The organism is Corynebacterium sp. NML 120412 (assembly GCF_002285155.1).
In the GTDB taxonomy this organism is placed as follows: domain Bacteria; phylum Actinomycetota; class Actinomycetes; order Mycobacteriales; family Mycobacteriaceae; genus Corynebacterium; species Corynebacterium gottingense.
In genome coordinates this window covers 1,436,590-1,452,703 of sequence record NZ_NSGL01000001.1, presented here as the reverse complement: position 1 = coordinate 1,452,703, position 16,114 = coordinate 1,436,590, and the positions used below count along the sequence as shown (strand labels likewise).

12 protein-coding genes, 1 tRNA gene and 1 pseudogene are annotated in these 16,114 nt (G+C 60.8%); 6 read left to right on the top strand and 8 right to left on the bottom strand.

The annotated features are described in order from the left end of the window. Positions 1 to 70: 70 nt before the first annotated feature. Both CKJ84_RS06595 and CKJ84_RS06590 read right to left on the bottom strand, forming a co-directional pair. Positions 71 to 511, bottom strand: coding sequence for a MarR family winged helix-turn-helix transcriptional regulator (locus CKJ84_RS06595; RefSeq protein WP_095546308.1), 441 nt, complete (start codon positions 509 to 511; stop codon positions 71 to 73). Positions 512 to 603: 92 nt separating this feature from the next. Next, positions 604 to 2,388, bottom strand: a pseudogene (locus tag CKJ84_RS06590) (oleate hydratase). Positions 2,389 to 2,971: 583 nt separating this feature from the next. On the opposite strand from CKJ84_RS06590, the gene CKJ84_RS06585 reads away from it, so the two are divergent. Together CKJ84_RS06585 and CKJ84_RS12055 are read left to right on the top strand one after the other, a co-directional pair. Next, the gene (locus CKJ84_RS06585) at positions 2,972 to 3,298 is read left to right on the top strand and encodes a hypothetical protein (protein WP_143340325.1); all 327 of its coding nucleotides are present in this window, start codon (positions 2,972 to 2,974) and stop codon (positions 3,296 to 3,298) included. After that, positions 3,295 to 3,774, top strand: coding sequence for a hypothetical protein (locus CKJ84_RS12055; protein ID WP_143340324.1), 480 nt, complete (start codon positions 3,295 to 3,297; stop codon positions 3,772 to 3,774). The genes CKJ84_RS06585 and CKJ84_RS12055 overlap by 4 nt, the downstream gene beginning before the upstream one ends. 1,542 nt (positions 3,775 to 5,316) lie before the next feature. On the opposite strand, the gene CKJ84_RS06580 is transcribed toward CKJ84_RS12055, so the two are convergent. From CKJ84_RS06580 to CKJ84_RS06565, 4 genes are all read right to left on the bottom strand, one after another. Then, complete coding sequence (locus tag CKJ84_RS06580; RefSeq protein WP_095546306.1) at positions 5,317 to 6,090, bottom strand: hypothetical protein; 774 nt, start codon at positions 6,088 to 6,090, stop codon at positions 5,317 to 5,319. A gap of 135 nt (positions 6,091 to 6,225) precedes the next feature. Then, positions 6,226 to 6,705, bottom strand: a complete 480-nt coding sequence (locus CKJ84_RS06575; protein WP_095546305.1) for a hypothetical protein — start codon at positions 6,703 to 6,705, stop codon at positions 6,226 to 6,228. Continuing rightward, entirely contained in the window at positions 6,699 to 7,004 is a 306-nt protein-coding gene (locus CKJ84_RS06570) for a hypothetical protein (RefSeq protein WP_095546304.1), read from the bottom strand. The genes CKJ84_RS06575 and CKJ84_RS06570 overlap by 7 nt, the downstream gene beginning before the upstream one ends. Before the next feature lie 374 nt (positions 7,005 to 7,378). Continuing rightward, positions 7,379 to 7,452: transfer RNA gene (locus CKJ84_RS06565), tRNA-Leu, on the bottom strand. 75 nt (positions 7,453 to 7,527) lie between these two features. Between CKJ84_RS06565 and polA the strand changes: the two genes are divergently transcribed. Continuing rightward, the gene (gene polA, locus CKJ84_RS06560; protein WP_095546303.1) at positions 7,528 to 10,170 is read left to right on the top strand and encodes a DNA polymerase I; all 2,643 of its coding nucleotides are present in this window, start codon (positions 7,528 to 7,530) and stop codon (positions 10,168 to 10,170) included. Between the two features lie 573 nt (positions 10,171 to 10,743). Here the strand turns inward: polA and CKJ84_RS06555 are convergent. Next, on the bottom strand, positions 10,744 to 11,511 hold the full coding sequence (locus CKJ84_RS06555) for a class I SAM-dependent methyltransferase (protein WP_095546302.1): 768 nt from the start codon (positions 11,509 to 11,511) through the stop codon (positions 10,744 to 10,746). A gap of 211 nt (positions 11,512 to 11,722) precedes the next feature. Between CKJ84_RS06555 and rpsA the strand changes: the two genes are divergently transcribed. The 3 genes from rpsA to CKJ84_RS06540 all read left to right on the top strand — a co-directional run bounded on the left by rpsA (position 11,723) and on the right by CKJ84_RS06540 (position 14,311). Continuing rightward, entirely contained in the window at positions 11,723 to 13,186 is a 1,464-nt protein-coding gene (rpsA, locus tag CKJ84_RS06550) for a 30S ribosomal protein S1 (protein WP_095278821.1), read from the top strand. Between the two features lie 84 nt (positions 13,187 to 13,270). Further along, on the top strand, positions 13,271 to 13,879 hold the full coding sequence (gene coaE, locus CKJ84_RS06545) for a dephospho-CoA kinase (RefSeq protein ID WP_095546301.1): 609 nt from the start codon (positions 13,271 to 13,273) through the stop codon (positions 13,877 to 13,879). A gap of 57 nt (positions 13,880 to 13,936) precedes the next feature. Further along, positions 13,937 to 14,311: a DUF4259 domain-containing protein gene (locus tag CKJ84_RS06540; RefSeq protein WP_095546300.1), complete on the top strand. Its 375-nt coding sequence runs from the start codon at positions 13,937 to 13,939 to the stop codon at positions 14,309 to 14,311. Between the two features lie 16 nt (positions 14,312 to 14,327). Here the strand turns inward: CKJ84_RS06540 and CKJ84_RS06535 are convergent, their stop codons facing one another. Beyond that, complete coding sequence (locus CKJ84_RS06535) at positions 14,328 to 16,064, bottom strand: choline/carnitine O-acyltransferase (protein WP_095546299.1); 1,737 nt, start codon at positions 16,062 to 16,064, stop codon at positions 14,328 to 14,330. Positions 16,065 to 16,114: the final 50 nt, after the last annotated feature.

Below are 16,114 nucleotides of genomic sequence, written 5' to 3'. Positions count from 1 at the left end.
GTTTTTGGGCATGACAAATGTGGTGGGGTCGACTGGATTGCCGACCTCAGTAAGTAGGGATGCAGATGCGCTAGCGCTTCTCGGAGAGTTCCTCGGTGATCTGCTGGAGCAGTTCGGAGGCGCGGTGAAGCACGGCGATGTCGTCGTCGCTCAGCGTGTCCAGCACAGGCAGAATCTGGGCGGCGGAGTCGTTGCGGTACTTCAGGAGAATGTCGCGGCCCTTGTCGGTGATCATGAGGTCCGCGGCGCGCGCGTCTTCGGGCGAGGGGTGGCGGGTGATGAAGCCGCCGTCGACAAGCTTCTTGATTGCCTGACTCATGGACGGCTGTGTGATACCCTCACGACGTGCGAGTTCTCCGGCGCGAAGTCCGGGCTCGCGATTGAGTGCGGACATCGCGCGTAGCGAGACGTACGAGAGTTGCACCGGGGTTGCTTGATATGCGGTCCGTGCGAAGCGGCTGCTGGCCCACACGAGGTTATTGGCGAGCTGTGCTTGTTCGTCAATCTGCATAGCGTAAATATATACTATGCCTATGTAAGTTGCAATCCGGGGCCCGCGCCAAGCCGCGGTGCAGCGCGCGGCCTGGCAGGTGGAGGACGCGGCTAATTGCGCGGTTTGAGCAGGCCCGACTCCTGGAGCAGCTCGCCGATCTCGTTGTCCTCGATCTTGTCCAGGAAGTGCTTTCGCATGAAGCGGCCCGCCTTGGTGTCGCGGCCGGAGCCAAGCGGCTCGCCGTCGCGGAGTTGGACGGTGGCGTCGAGAAGCGCGCGGACGTCGAAGGTCGAATTGAAGACCTCGGGCACACCGCGCTCGACATTCATGAGCGTGTAAACGGCCTCCATTGGAGTGCGGACCGAGTACTCGGTGGTGAAGATGCAGTCCCGCTGCGCGGACTCGGCGAATTGGCCGATGAATGCGAAGTTTTTCGCACCTTCCGGGACGACGTCAGGGCGGTCGCCGGCCTGGCGCGGCATGAAGAATGCCGTAACGTACGGCATCATCACTGGGACGGCCTTCGCGCCGGTGGCGGCGAGCTCGTCGATCTGGTCAACCGGGACGCCGAGGTGGTAGAGCCACTCGCGGGTGATTTCCTCGCCCGTGGACTCCTCGATGGTTTTACCTGTGTAGTCACCAGGCTTGTCCGAGTAGAGCGCGTAGACCCACACCACGATCTGGTCATCTGGCTGGTTCTTGAAGTGTGGCTGGCGGTTCACGGTCCACGAAAGCAGCCAGCTCGAGTCGCGCGCGGTAACGATGCCGCCCGTGACCACCTTGCCGGAGAAGGGGTCGCGCTTGGCAATCTTCTCGATGTAGCGCGGGATGCGCTCATCGAGCGTGGTCACGGTACACGACTCCCACTTCGTCTCCGGGATGTGGCTGCCAAACACGTCCGGGCGGCCGAACGAGGGGTCCTTCGCCGCGATCTTGCGCCACAGGTCCCACGCCGGGGCAGGTCCCTCGTTGAGCTTGGCCGCGCGGTGGTGGTTGCCGTTGTCGGAGTTTTCCACCAGTGAGCCGATGGTGAGAAACGCGAGGTCGTTCTCCGTGAGCGCGACGCCGCCGTCCTCGCCGTCCTTCTCCCAGTGGATGTACGTGGCCTGCTTCTCGCCGTTGGCGATGCGGAAGTCGACGTCCGTGACCCGCGTACCGTACTCGAACTGCACGCCGTTGTCCTGCAGGTATTTGGTCAGCGGGAGGACGAGGGACTCGTACTGGTTGTACTTGGTGAATTCCAGGGCGGAGAAGTCGGGCAGGCCGCCGATGTGGTGGATGAAACGGTGGACGTAGAGCTTCATTTCCAGCGCGGAGTGCCACTCCTCGAACGCGAACATGGTGCGCCAGTACATCCAGAAGTTGGACTCCAGGAAGTCTTCGCTGAACCACTCGTTGATGCGCACGTTTTCCACCTCGTCGCGGGTGGCCAAGAAGAGCTTGATCAGTTCCTTCTGCGCCTTGCGGGTAAGTGTGAACTTGCCGTCCGTGTGTGCGTCCTGGCCGCGGTTGACGGTCGCGCGCTGGAGGGAGTAGTTCGGGTCGTCGAGGTTGAGCTAGTAGAACTCGTCAAGGACGCTCGCGCCTTCGATTTCCAGCGAGGGGACGGAGCGGAAGAGGTCCCACAGCGTTTCGAAGTGGTTTTCCATCTCGCGGCCGCCGCGGATGACAAAGCCGTCCTCCGGTTCTTTGATGCCGTCGAGCGCGCCGCCGGCGATGTTCGCCTGCTCGAGGATGTGGATGTTTTCGCCCGGCACCTGTGCGTCGCGGATGAGGAAGGCTGCGGCGGACAGCCCGGCGAGTCCGGAGCCGAGGATCCAGGCGGTCTTTTCGTCAGCACCTTCGGGCTTGCGGGGGCGGGCAAAGGCTTCGTAGTTGCCGTTTGTGTAGCGCATGGTGGATCTCCTTCGGAAGCGGTTGTTGCTACAACTGCTTAGGCTAGACCTCTGCAAAACCGCAGCGCTAGGGATTGACGCGAACTCGCGCACAAATGAGGGTGGCTGCAATCCCCGTCACGTCCTGGACGTGGAGAAACGGAAATGTATCGCAAAATGGAGTGCGGATTGCGAGTTGCTCGTGCGGGGCTAGGAGGCGGGAAGCAGCCCAAGAACGGTGGGTGGCAGGCGCACGAAGAACGCCCCGCGGCTGGCTGGTGGGCCGGCGGCGGGGCGTCGAAAAGCGTGCCCCAAGTGAGGCTCGAACTCACGTACTGGCTGTTTCTGTCGCCTGTCATATCCGCAGGTAATGGCATCCTTTTGCGGTATCTGCGACACTGTAAACCTGCTCCGTACGTCATTTGTATGGCACCGGGTTTGGGGGTAGCTGTCGAAACTGTACGCGCCAACTGGCCTTCTGGGACGTGCCGTTAGTTTCTCTACGTCACTATCTCGAATCGGAGAAGCCTTCAAAAAGTTCGCGGATCTGCACTAATGGGACGGGTATAATAGAAATGTATCTCTAATAGAAGAAGGTTATTAAATGGCTTCACGCAAAACCACCCAGTCAGGCCGCTTCACACGCGGTTATGTCACAACGCGGAGCAATAGAGACGGAACCGTTGTAGACGTGGAAGTCTTCCACCCTGATGGTTCTTTTGTTCCGGCCCCTCGAATCCGTGGCTATAAGGATCATGGTGGGCTTTTTGGAGGCAATCAGTGGGGCTATCCGCGCGCTCAAGCTCTGCAATATCTGCGATGGCTCAACGGCGGTATGCCTCGGGATTTTGAACCGGAGTTCCTTTTGGCAGATACAGACCGGTTTCTTCTGTCCACTTACCGAACGGCTATGGCATTGTTAGGGCCGTGATGGTCTGGAGCGACCCCAAAAAATCAGATCCCCTGCAGTTTGGCCCGGTGCGATCTGAAGCGATTCTTTCCCAAACGGGTGAAGTGGAGAGCAAAACTTGGGGCGAGGATCTCGTCGAATACGTGAACCTGCTGGCGGTCCGGTCACTTCGTCACGGAGGAGTTGACCCTGAGACCCTGTGCAATCTTTTGGACACTTACGCGAATGAAATTCGCATCGCCTATCATATAGAAGCAGAAGAGAGAACCTATAGTGACGCCATTATCCTGAAGTTCTGGAGAAACGACGATGGCCTCTTGCGCTACTCAGTGCAAACGTCACAAACTTTCCCCGTGAACATCCTTCCGCTCGCCCAACGCTTGGGAGAACTAACCGTGAATCTAAGCGAAAAGAGCACCCCTTCAGCACCATTGCCCGCCATCGATCCCGAGGTCTCGTCGCTTCGAGTGGCCCCTCGCCATTTTCCTTCCGTGTAGGGCTTGAAATATCGGTTGCAGCAAGCGTCCATTCAGTCGATAATCCTTTTTGGCCCCAAGGACCTCTCACCCATTGATTAGTTGCGACAGGACGATGATGACTCCAATGTCGGGCTGGTTGACACACGCTAGCAGTTCTTGTGAGTAGTACTGGCCCGAGCATGTCGAGCGCTTTAAAGACTTCCGTTAGTTCGAGCCTTAAACAAAGAGGGTGGAACATACTGTCGTCCGAGGCACTATGTCATCTGCAGTACGGGATACTATGAAAAGGGAAGCAAGGTTTTTGGTGCGAGGTTCGATTAGCCTCAAATCACCACTTGTAGTAATCATTGGGATCGAACTCTTGTTCTCTTAGAAAATCGTCAAGTTGTCGCTGCACGTCTTTTCTGCTCCTAATGCTACTTAAAGTGAACTTATCCATATCAGCATCGTCAGGAACACGAAATAGCATTGCGCTTCCAAATGCATGGACGCTAAAGTGTTTAGCCATCCTCAATCTTCTCCTCTGATCTGTGAAGATTAGAATACTTTGGCGGTCATCGTCGCGCAATCTTTAATGATACTTTTTCCTAGAGGAGAAGCCGCTGCTCCGCTGGGTCTGAGAGGGGAGGCAAGGGTGATCACAAAGCATCTTGGTGCTCGAGGGTTATTACGATTTGCTGGTCGGTTAGTCGGTTAAGTTGTGAGACCAGCCGAGTAGCTCGCGGATTTCCCTGAAATGCTGTTGCTCCTAATGCCTTTAGAGGTGGTTCTAGGCGTACGTCGCAATCGATAAGCAGGATCTGAGGGAGGGGCTGTCAAACCCGGCTCCGGTGCTAAGTTCATTGTTGGGCTCAAAATTGTCGTGAGCAGATGCCTGCCTCTCAGCGCATCCATGTCGTTTCAGAGGCCCGATTTTCGGGTTCCTAAGGGAGGCGAGAACTAACAATCGCGGGGAGAGATACCCCGGAACGATGTCTCGAGACTTCATAGCGTGCCCCTGAGAGGCGTGCCCCCGAGAGGGAAGTCGGATAATTCTGAGCCCAGCTGCTTCAAAACCACCCCAGCTAGGTTGCTTCCCATCGTTCTGAGTTTTCTTCTCGTGACCACGTCGCAAAGGTGAACCCCGCCCCCCGATGAGGCCTGGGGTTAGGTCACGGTGTGTGCGACGCCATCCCCCCGGCAGTCCCGCCGTGACCGCCTTAAACTTTTCACCCTGTGAAGCCGGAATCACTTTTCCTCGGGAACGTCGGACGTCTCAGAAATAGATGTACCAGGCCGTAGGCTATATAAGGTTCCCCTGCCGTTAGGCAGTTAAGTAATTACCTCTTCGAGAGGAAATCTTGTGGGGCAAGGAAGTCTAAGCTTTGGTGACTTTGGTTCATTGGTTTGCCACCGACCTCATAGTAGAACGCGCTCAGAATCGATAGTGGGCGGGTGTGAAGATAAGTAAGCCTGAGGCGGGTTATTTGCGCCGTTATTAAGAAGGCGAATTCTGGAAGTCTTTGCCTAACACCGAATTTTCTTCGGTTCTCAGTGGCCTACAGAGCCATGATTTCAGCGTCAGGATTCTTTCTCTTCTGTCCGGTGTCCTGGCTTGGTCAATTCTAAACTTGCGAGGTGCTTTTGTAGACGCTTCGACATCGGGAGGAACGTCCCCAGAGTAAGGCTCCCAGAGAGAACTGCACCGGCGACGGGGATGACCTTAGCTACTCCGTTAGCGAATATTTTCTTAGTCATACTCACCCCGAGATAGCTCGCAACCTTTTTCACGATCGGATAGATCACTCCCTTGGTGAGTGCCTTCTGCGGGAGTTTCCTAGCGACATTGGCTGCGACCATGCCTGCAACTCGCGTCACTCCACCTTGAGCGAGTTGCACCCCAAACATCACACCCACGAACAGGACCAACATGCCCTCGGTCGCTTCGTCCACATCTTCGCCATCATCGGCAAATAAATCAGGCCAGCTGTAGATATAGGCAAGCTTCTGGACAATTCGAAGAATATGCCCCATGTACTGCGCAAGATCTGCCGGCACAGTCCCCGCCATCGCCAGGCCGCCAGGGATGCCTGCGATTGTCGAGAGGCCAGTAACCTTGCTCGTCTCATAGGCAATAGATGTGTTCGCTATCGCAGTAATGACCTTGAGCGGGATGCCTGCCGTTGCCGGGCTGGTATTGATTGCTTCCTCGATTTGCGCCTCAGTGCAGTAACGCTTGAGGGCTTGGCGGAGGTAAGTAGCTCTGTTCATCCTTACCCCAGGGAGCTTCGCTGCAGCTTCCAACACCTGGGTGAAATTCGATCCCGGACTCTCGAGCTCTTGGGGTTGAGTCATGGATTCATTGTACTTATGTTGCCGGTGGCGAAACATTCCGCAAGCCCTACTCGGCCCAGGAGGTTGCAGCCAGTTCGCCAGTTCCTCCATTTTGATGGCCTGAGTGGACAACAGAAAGAGCCCCTAGTCCCAAGGTTATTCTGAAATACGTAACTCTTTCGCAATTGCTAGAACCGAATCGACGGCGAGAACGGCTTCTATACGGTGGACTGGCGTATTAGCCTGGGCCAGCTCCTCGCGAGCATTGGTAAGTCGGCGATATATATCTTCAATGTCACTGTCTTGACCTGCGATTCTCGTGCCTATGCCCCTAGTGTATTTCAGCTTATCCCAGGCGATTAGTTCCTCAGCAATATCAAACGAGGCATCATTGCTAAGCTGCTCAACCTCACCCGAAACTGCTCGAAACACGGCATCTCCCTCCTCGGAGGAACGGAGTATAAGAAATACTCCAACTGCGATCGACCCTAGGGTTACCAAGGAAGCTAAAATGATAAGCGCTATACCATAAAGGCTCATTGCCAAGCCGACAACTATGAATCCGACTAGGCCTAAAAAAGCTTGACGCTCTGTAATGGTTCCGTCATTGGATCCGGAGGAGTTGCTCTTTACCATTCCTCCTCCACGTACTCCATGAAATCTGGCCACAGCAGGTAAGCGCTGTAGAAGAGAAGTGCACCCACAATAATCCCAATAATTAGGATGATGACACCTGCGATCTTCGTGGTCTTTGGGTTTCGCACGGGGGTTGAACGAAGCTCAGCAACTAAATCGCGCATCTGAGAACGTACGTCACTGTACTCTTCTTCGGTTTTCGCAAGTCTTCGTTGACGGCGCACACGTTCAACATCCTCAACGGAAATCGTCGGCTGTGTTTGAGCCGACTTAAGCCGCGCCATGGGGTTCAGGTTCACGCAAGTAAAGATACCATGTCACGAAAGGCCCCAGTGATACATATTTCAGGAGGCAGTAATAAGCTTTATAGATCAGCGACAACGCCCCAGGCGATGAATGTCGCGATAGGGTGCAGCCAAATGAGACGCAGAAAATAGTGCTAGAGAACGTCTCAATAGGGTTGATGAACCTTATAAAATTACACTTATGAAAACATCTATAGAACCTATTGAGACAATCCCCCGCAAGCACTAAAGACAGTTACGGAGGCGGGGTTCTTGTTACGGCATCAGAACCGCAAAGACTCCCGTTTTGCCTATTTTTCCACCCACTATTTTCTATGTAGTAACCCCTGTGACCAGGTTTTACTTAGTCACAGGGGTATGGTTCTTAGTGCCCCAGGTGAGACTCGAACTCACACTGGACGGGTTTTGAATCCGTTGCCTCTGCCAATTGGGCTACTGGGGCTCGCGGAAAAGTGTAGCGGATGCGCACGAGGATCTGGAAATTGCGTGGCGTGGGCGGTCGCTAGACTGGTGCACCGTGACTGATCAAAAACGCCTCCTGCTCATCGACGGCCACTCCATGGCCTTCCGCGCCTTCTACGCCCTGCCTGCGGAGAACTTCTCCACCACGGGCGGGCAGCACACGAACGCGGTGTACGGCTTCCTCTCCATGTTTGCCAACATCCTCGCCGACGAGGCCCCGACGCACGTCGCGGTAGCTTTCGACGTCGGCCGCAAGACGTTCCGCACGGAGCGCTTCCCGGAGTACAAGGCGCAGCGCGAGTCGGCGCCGCCGGAGTTCAAGGGCCAGGTGCCGATTATCGAGGACGTCTTGCACACACTGGGGATTGTCACGCTGTCGAAGGAGAACTTCGAGGCCGACGACATTGTCGCAACGCTGGTCACCCAGGCGCGCGGCGACTACGAAATTGTCATCGTTACCGGTGACCGCGACTATTTGCAGCTTGTCGACGCCCACACCACCGTCCTCTACCCAACCCGGGGCGTCTCCACGCTCACCCGCTTCACCCCGGAAGAGGTGGAGAAGAAGTACGGCCTCACGCCTGAGCAGTACCCGGACTACGCGGCGCTGCGTGGCGACCCGTCGGACAACCTGCCGAGCGTGCCGAAGGTGGGCGAGAAGACGGCGACGAAGTGGATCGTGAAGTACGGCTCGCTCGCGGAGCTCATCGCGCACGCCGAAGAGATCAAGGGCGTGGCGGGGAACAACTTCCGCGAACGCATCGAGCAGGTGCAGCTCAACCGCGAGCTCACCCAGATGGTCACGGACGTCGAGCTGCCGGTCGGCCCGGACGAGCTGGCGCTGACAACCGCGGACGTGGGGGAGGTCTCCAAGGCGTTCGATGACCTGGAGTTCGGCGCCAACCTGCGCGAGCGTGTGCTTAAGGCCGTGCCGACCGCGGGCGATGCGGCCGAGCAACAGGCGCCGGTGGAGCTCGCGGACGTCGAGATTGCGGACGAGCCGCTGGACTCCTGGCTCGAGGCCCGCCGCGGGGAGGGGCTCGCCGTGTACCTGTCTGGTTCCGCTGTGCCGGCGGGTGGTGATGTGACGGGGCTGGGGATCGTCGATAAGCAAAGGCACGGCATCCAGCGAGACACTGCCGAGCTTTCCCCGGCCGAGGACGCGGCGCTCAAAGCCTGGCTGGAGTCGGAGGACCCGAAGTACCTCCACGACGCGAAGGGCGCGTACCACATGCTGCGCGGGCGCGAGATCGAGCTGCGCGGCATCGCGCACGACACGGCGATCGCGGCCTACCTCCTGCGGCCCGGCCAGCGCACGTACGGCCTCGAGGACGTCTACCAGCGTCACCTGCAGCGCCAGCTCACCGTGGGTGGGGACCAGTTGAGTCTGCTCGAGGACACCTCGCTTATCGACGCCGCCGCGGCCGTCCTCGAGCTCGCCGAGGAACTCACCACGCAGCTGCGCGACATCGCGGAGTACGAGCTCTACGCGGACCTGGAACTCCCGCTGGTGCCAATCCTCGCCGAGATGGAACACACCGGCATCGCCGTGGACCGCGACGTGCTCGAGGCGCAGCGCAAGGACTTCGCCGACAAGGTCACCCAGGTGGAGGAGAAGGCGCGCGAGCTTGTCGACGAGCCCGAGCTCAACCTGTCCAGCCCGAAGCAGCTCTCCGTGGTGCTCTTTGACAAGCTCGAGCTGCCGAAGACGAAGAAGACGAAGACGGGGTACTCGACGGCGGCGTCGGAAATCGAGGCGCTGGCGGAGAAGCACCCGCACGAGTTCCTTGACTACCTGCTGCTGCACCGCGAGTACCAAAAGATGAAGTCCACCATCGAGGGCCTCATCAAGGCGGTCGGCGACGATGGCCGGATTCACACGACGTTCAAGCAGACGGTGGCGTCGACAGGCAGGCTCAGCTCCGCGGACCCGAACCTGCAAAACATCCCGGTGCGGACAGACGCGGGCCGCAAAATCCGCTCCGCCTTCAGGGTCGGCGAGGGCTACGAATGCCTGCTGACGGCCGACTACTCGCAGATTGAGATGCGCGTGATGGCGCACCTGTCGCGCGACGAGGGCCTCATCGAGGCGTACAAGGCGGGGGAGGACCTCCACAACTTCGTGGGCTCGCGCGTCTTCGACGTGCCGATCGACCAGGTCACGCCCGAGTTGCGCCGACGCGTGAAGGCGATGAGCTACGGCCTGGTGTACGGGCTGTCGGCCTACGGGCTGTCGAACCAGCTGGGCATCTCAGCGGGCGAAGCGAAGCAGATCATGGAGAGCTACTTCGAGCGCTTCGGCGGTGTGAAGCGCTACCTGGATGAGGTGGTCGAGCAGGCGCGGCGCGACGGCTACACCTCGACCCTGTTCGGCCGCCGCCGCTACCTGCCTGAGCTGAACAGTGATAACCGGGTCGCGCGCGAGAACGCGGAGCGCGCGGCGCTCAACGCGCCGATCCAAGGGACGGCTGCGGACATCATTAAGGTTGCGATGGTCCGCGTCGACAAGGCGCTCGCGGGCTACCAGTCGCGAGTGCTGCTCCAAGTGCACGACGAACTTGTCGTCGAGGTTGCCGCGGGTGAGCTCGACGAGGTGCGCGGGATCGTCGAGCGAGAAATGGATGGGGCGATCTCGCTGCTGGTGCCGCTCGAGGTTTCCGCCGGCACGGGCACGAACTGGAACGAGGCGGCGCACTAAACGCACGGAAAATCGCGGAAACACACGGAAAAGCGCGGGGTGTGCCGTCTCCGTGCAGTTCACCCCGCGCCTTTCACGCTCAGCTGCGGGCAGAGCCGCCGCTGAGGGACGAGGAGGCGGGCACCAGGGCCGTTAATCTCGTGCCCGCCTCTCGCGCAGCATTCCGGGGAATGCTGCATCCCCCTTCCCCCCGATCGCGTGGCGAACCCCCTCCACCACGCTGTGCTTCCCTTTTCACTTAAACCCCCTGTGAGCGGGGAAGGGTTTTCGATGTTTTTCCCGCCTCAGTGGTCTTCCCTTACCAGAGGGGCGAGCTTCGAAAACCAAGAGCGAGTTTAACATGTTGTGAGCGAATTGCCGGGTTCGCCTTACGTGAAACTCAGGTATGAAGAAGCATTTATATTTTATGACGAGTCTCACGATGTGGAAATATCTTGACCTGCAAGTTGGCTGTGTATAGGTCGATTTTCTCGGAAAAGCGGTAAATGGTCATCTCACTTCAAGGAGCGGTGCAAGTGCCCCTATATGGGGGTGTTGGGTTCGGGGAGAAGCTGAGAGTGTGGGAAGTGAAGCTTAGACCGCCTGGGTAGCGAAGATGGCTGTGCCCGGGAAGAGTGCGCCGCGCTCCGGTGACCACTGCCCCCATGTTTCTGTGAGGGTGGGCGGCCAGGTTGGCTCGGTGACGTCGACAAGCGGCAGTCCCGCTGTACGGAGGGCGCGGACCCAGTCGCCGAACGTGCGGTGGTATTCCGCGTAGGTCAATCGGCCCTCGGCGTCGCGCTCCTCGTAAGCGCGGTCGAAGTAGCTGATCTCGGCGGTGGTGGAGACGGGATCGTCGGGGAAGACCCAGCGCATGGGGTGCGTGACGCTGAAGACGAAGCGTGCGCCGGGGCGCAGGACGCGGCGGATCTCGGAGAGGGCCACGTCGAGGTCGGCGACGAACGGCAGCGCGCCGAAGGCGGAGAATGCGACGTCGAAGGCGGCGTCGCGGTACGGGAGGGCGAGCACGTCCGCTTGTGCGAGGGGGAGTCCGGTGGGCGCGCGGCGCAACATGCCCGCGGAAATGTCGAATCCGGTGACAAAACCGGTGCCTTGCTCGGGGCGAGCAAGCCACGCGCTGCACGGGGCGGAGCCGCACCCGATCTCCAGTACGCTGCGCCCGGCGAGGTCGCCGAGGAGGCGTGCCTCCGACTCGTGGAGCATCTCCGGGCACCAGTAGAAACTTGACAGGTACGCCGCGTGATCGGCGTGGTAGCGTGCCGCGTCATCGTCCCAGAATTGGCGGTTTGCCGCGGAGGGGGTGACGGTGGCGTCGATAAGCGAATGATCGGAATTGTGCATGACGGATATTATTTGCTTAAGCAGGTGAAACGGACTACCCTTGCAGGGGCGCATCGACGTATCGGGGCGACACCGGCCGTAATAGGAGGGCCTGGGTCGATCCTCGCGCGAGATCTTTCCCACGTCAAGCCCCCATTGGAAGGTGAACTGGGTGGAGAGATGCGCCCCTGTCCAATTTCGATCTCCTATTCATTTCGGAGCACATATACTTATGCGCACTACTAACGCACCCCAGGTTGCTATCAATGACATCGGTGGCCCTGAGGAATTTCTCGCTGCAGTCGACGCCACCATCAAGTACTTCAACGACGGTGACATCGTCAGCGGCAAGGTTGTCAAGGTTGACCACGACGAGGTCCTCCTTGACATCGGCTACAAGACCGAAGGCGTCATCCCGACGCGCGAGCTGTCCATCAAGCACGACGTCGACCCGGACGAGGTTGTCGAGGTCGGCGACGAGATCGACGCGCTTGTCCTGACCAAGGAGGACAAGGAAGGTCGCCTGATTCTGTCCAAGAAGCGCGCTCAGTACGAGCGTGCTTGGGGCACCATCGAGGAGCTGCAGAACAACGACCAGCCGGTTACCGGTACGGTCATCGAGGTTGTCAAAGGCGGCCTCATCCTGGACATCGGCCTGCGCGGCTTCCTGCCGGCATCGCTGGTTGAGATGCGTCGCGTCCGCGACCTGGAGCCGTACATCGGCCAGGAGCTCGAGGCGAAGATCATCGAGCTGGACAAGCACCGCAACAACGTCGTGCTGTCCCGCCGCGCCTACCTGGAGGAGACCCAGTCCGCGGTCCGCTCCGACTTCCTGCACCAGCTGCAGAAGGGCCAGGTCCGCAAGGGCGTCGTGTCCTCCATCGTGAACTTCGGCGCCTTCGTCGACCTTGGCGGCGTCGACGGCCTGGTCCACGTGTCCGAGCTGTCCTGGAAGCACATCGACCACCCGTCCGAGGTTGTCACCGTGGGCGACGAGGTCACCGTCGAGGTGCTCGACGTGGACCTGGACCGCGAGCGCGTGTCCCTGTCCCTGAAGGCAACCCAGGAGGATCCGTGGCGCGTGTTCGCACGCACCCACGCCGTGGGCCAGATCGTCCCGGGCAAGGTCACCAAGCTCGTCCCGTTCGGTGCGTTCGTTCGCGTCGACGAGGGCATCGAGGGCCTCGTCCACATCTCCGAGCTGGCTCAGCGCCACGTCGAGGTGCCGGACCAGGTTGTCAACGTGGGCGAAGAGGTCATGGTCAAGGTCATCGACATCGACCTGGACCGTCGCCGCATCTCCCTGTCCCTCAAGCAGGCTGACGAGGACTTCACCGAGGAGTTCGATCCGTCCCGCTACGGCATGGCCGACTCCTACGACGAGCAGGGCAACTACATCTTCCCGGAGGGCTTCGACCCGGAGACCAACGAGTGGATGGAAGGCTACGACGAGGCTCGCCAGGAGTGGGAGGCACGCTACGCCGAGGCAGAGCGTCGCCACCAGGCGCACGCCGGTCAGGTGGAGCGTCACCGCGCCGCAGCCGCAGAGGCCGCCGACCAGGCAGCAGACCAGGCAAACTACTCTTCCGACTCCAACGCTGCAGCTCCGGCAGCGGAGCCGGCAGAGTCGTCCATGGGCTCCCTGGCTTCGGATGAGCAGCTCGCCGCACTGCGCGACAAGCTCACCGGCAACTAAATCCTCCATGTGAGGTCGCACGGCGGCCCGCACCCAGTCGCTTATCGACGGGGCGCGGGCCGCTTTGCTCTATCATCGGTGCCCATGTACATGATCGGATTGACCGGCGGCATCGGCAGCGGCAAGTCCACGGTCGCGGCGCTTATGCGCCAGCGTGGCTTTCCCGTCGTTGACGCCGACCAGGTGGCCCGCGACAACATGGAACCCGGCTCGCCCGTCCTCGCCGCAGTGGCGGAGGAGTTCGGCGCCGACCTGCTGGGACCGGACGGCGCGCTGGACCGGGCGGAACTGGCCCGCCGCGCATTCGCCTCGGAGGAGGCGACGCAGCGACTCAACGCCATCACCCACCCAGCGATCCGTGCGGAATCCGCCCGCAGGTTCGCCGTGTTGGAAGCCGCTGGGGAGCGGGCAGCGGTATACGACATGCCGCTGCTCGTGGAGCTCGGCATGGACCAGGACATGGACATGACCGTCGTGGTCGACGTGAATCCGGAGGAACGCGTGCGGCGCCTGGTGGCGCACCGCGGGCTGGACGAGGCCGACGCGCGCAACCGCATCGCGCGGCAAATCCCGGACGTCGAGCGCCGCGCAGCGGCAGACGTGGTGCTGGATAATAACGGCACGGAGGACAAACTTGCACAGCAGGTAGACACGTTGGCAAACCGGATTACCAACATATTGCTTGACGTTTAAGTATTGTTCGCTTTACGGAAAGCAACCTGCAACCAGCCGGTCTTAAGCTAACTGGCCATGGGAACGTGGAACTATGGGCCGTTTGATAATGACCACGCGCGCGACGCCGTGCGTCAGCTTGCCAATGGCACGTTCCGCATGGATAAGTTCCGCTTCGCCTGCCGCGAGCTGCCCCTTGATTCGGGCCAGGCCGAGGTCGTCGTCGCCCTCGTTGCCGTGATGAACGGCAACCTGCCCTCCGAAGACTTCCACGAGGCTCTGGCGTTTGAATTTTCGTTCCGCGACCGACGCTGGCTGGAGCACCAGGTCCGTGAGCTGATGTCCTCGCCCGACTCCGACTTGTACGAGCAATGGCTCGACGCCGGCGAGCTCGAGCAGTGGCTGGCGGCGACGCGCCGCGCCACGGGGTTTACGGGTTTCGCCGGCGCCTAGCCGGCGAGCGGCCCCGCTAGAGGTTCGCGCAGAACTCCAACAGGAGCTCGGCGGCGCGCGTGAGGTTACGGAGAAACTCTTCGGGCCGCTCCGCGGTGTCCGCGTTGAAGGACACGCAGTACTCGGTGGCCTTCGGCAGCGGCGTGTAGGCCACGCCGAAGCCCTCGGGCAGCGTCGGCGCGAAGGCGTACCGCACGATCTGGTCCGCGCCGCCGATCGAGGTGGTTGAGAGGAAGTCCTGGCGCGCCGCGATGGTGGTCTCGTCGGTGAAGAACTCCGCCGGGGGCAACCGTTCGTCGAGGCGCTCGAGCATCTGAATGTGGCGGTCAAACCCGTTACCGGACTTGCAACGCTTCACCCACGCGCGGTGGGCGTCGACAGCGGCCACGAGCTGCTCCTGGGTGGCATCGCCGTCCACCAGGTGGCGGGCGAAGGCGACCGCCTCGGGGGTCGCCGCGCGCAGGCACTCGGTGCGGCCGGCGCGGAACTCGCGCATGTCAACGGCCTCGTACACCGCACGCACGCGGCCGTAGGTGAGCTGCTGCGCGATGGACAGGATGAGCTGTGCGCTCGCGTCGCGGCTGAACTTCAACGGTAGGTCGTCCGGTTGGTTGATGTCTACGGGGACGATCTCGGCGGTGTACGGTTGCGCGTCGTCGCCGGTGATGTTGGTGTACGAGCGCACCTCGCGCGCAATGTCCGAGATGTTGCTGTCTAACTCCCAGCGCAGCTCCTGCGGGGCAAGCGCGGTCAACGACGCGGACTCGGTGACGTCGGCGTTGTGCATCCGCGTAAGCGCCGTGACCAGAGTCGCCCCGTCCTGGCAGCTGTGCTCGACGTGGACTGCGGTCCACGGGCTGTCCACCCCGAACTGGTAGCTCAGCGGCTTGTAGGTCCAAGCGCCGCGCGGGCGGAACGTCAGGTCCGCCAGGAGCGCGGCGTCGCTGCGGCCCGCGGCCTCCACGAGGTCCACGGTGAACAACAGGTCGCGGAGGCGCGCGTAGGTGCCGGGGTTCTGCGTGAAGAGGCCCGAGAGGGCGTCGCCAAGCGGGCCGGACCCGATCAGCGACGCAGCGTTGAAGTCTGCGTTGAAGTCGGCGGCCTCATCGGTGGACAGCAGCTCGTCGAACGCCGCGGAGAGTTGGTCAAGCGGCGCGACGTTGCCGTCAGAGTCGCTGATTGGCAGGGCGAAGAGGCGACCGCGCACGAACACGCCGATTTCCCGATCCGCGACGTCGCGATCGCATACATTGACGTCGTCCACGTCGACGTTCGGGTGGCGGACGCCGCCGTTGTAGACAAACCACTGGTTCATGGTGATGCGGTTGTCGCGCGCGTCAACGTCTTCGGGAACCTGTTGCGCCGCGGCCTGCAGGTGCACAGTGGCGATGCGTTGCACGGCGCTGGCAACCCGGCTCGTGCCTGTGCCGTCGCCGAAGGGCGCGAGCTGGAACCCGACGTTCGTGCTCAGCTGCAGTGGCTCCCGGTTTTCCAGGTACCCCTCGTACCACTCGTCGTGCAGCCAGTTCGTGCCTTCCTTCTCGCGGGCGGCGGCACGGTCGCGCAGGGTGGCGTCGAGAAGCGGCCCATCGCCCTGCGCGAAATCCTCGATGACGCGAGTGGCGTGGGCGAGATCCTCCTCGCTGAGTACCGCGGAGAGTGCGGTGCGGTATGCCCCGAGTGTCTGCCCGAGCGGCGGCAGGGGCAGCGGCTTGAGGTCGACGGTGGCGGGGTGGACTGGCAAGGAGTGCACGGCGGCTCACTTCCTAGGCTGGGGTCAGATCATCCACCAGCCTAGCGGGC

Bases quoted from the DNA above. Each gene is read 5' to 3' on its own strand.
- CKJ84_RS06540 (WP_095546300.1), top strand. From the start codon at position 13,937: ATGGGAACGTGGAACTATGGGCCGTTTGATAATGACCACGCGCGCGAC.
- CKJ84_RS06555 (WP_095546302.1), bottom strand. From the start codon at position 11,511: ATGCACAATTCCGATCATTCGCTTATCGACGCCACCGTCACCCCCTCC.
- CKJ84_RS06580 (WP_095546306.1), bottom strand. From the start codon at position 6,090: ATGACTCAACCCCAAGAGCTCGAGAGTCCGGGATCGAATTTCACCCAG.
- CKJ84_RS06595 (WP_095546308.1), bottom strand. From the start codon at position 511: ATGCAGATTGACGAACAAGCACAGCTCGCCAATAACCTCGTGTGGGCC.
- CKJ84_RS06585 (WP_143340325.1), top strand. From the start codon at position 2,972: ATGGCTTCACGCAAAACCACCCAGTCAGGCCGCTTCACACGCGGTTAT.
- rpsA (WP_095278821.1), top strand. From the start codon at position 11,723: ATGCGCACTACTAACGCACCCCAGGTTGCTATCAATGACATCGGTGGC.
- coaE (WP_095546301.1), top strand. From the start codon at position 13,271: ATGTACATGATCGGATTGACCGGCGGCATCGGCAGCGGCAAGTCCACG.
- CKJ84_RS06575 (WP_095546305.1), bottom strand. From the start codon at position 6,705: ATGGTAAAGAGCAACTCCTCCGGATCCAATGACGGAACCATTACAGAG.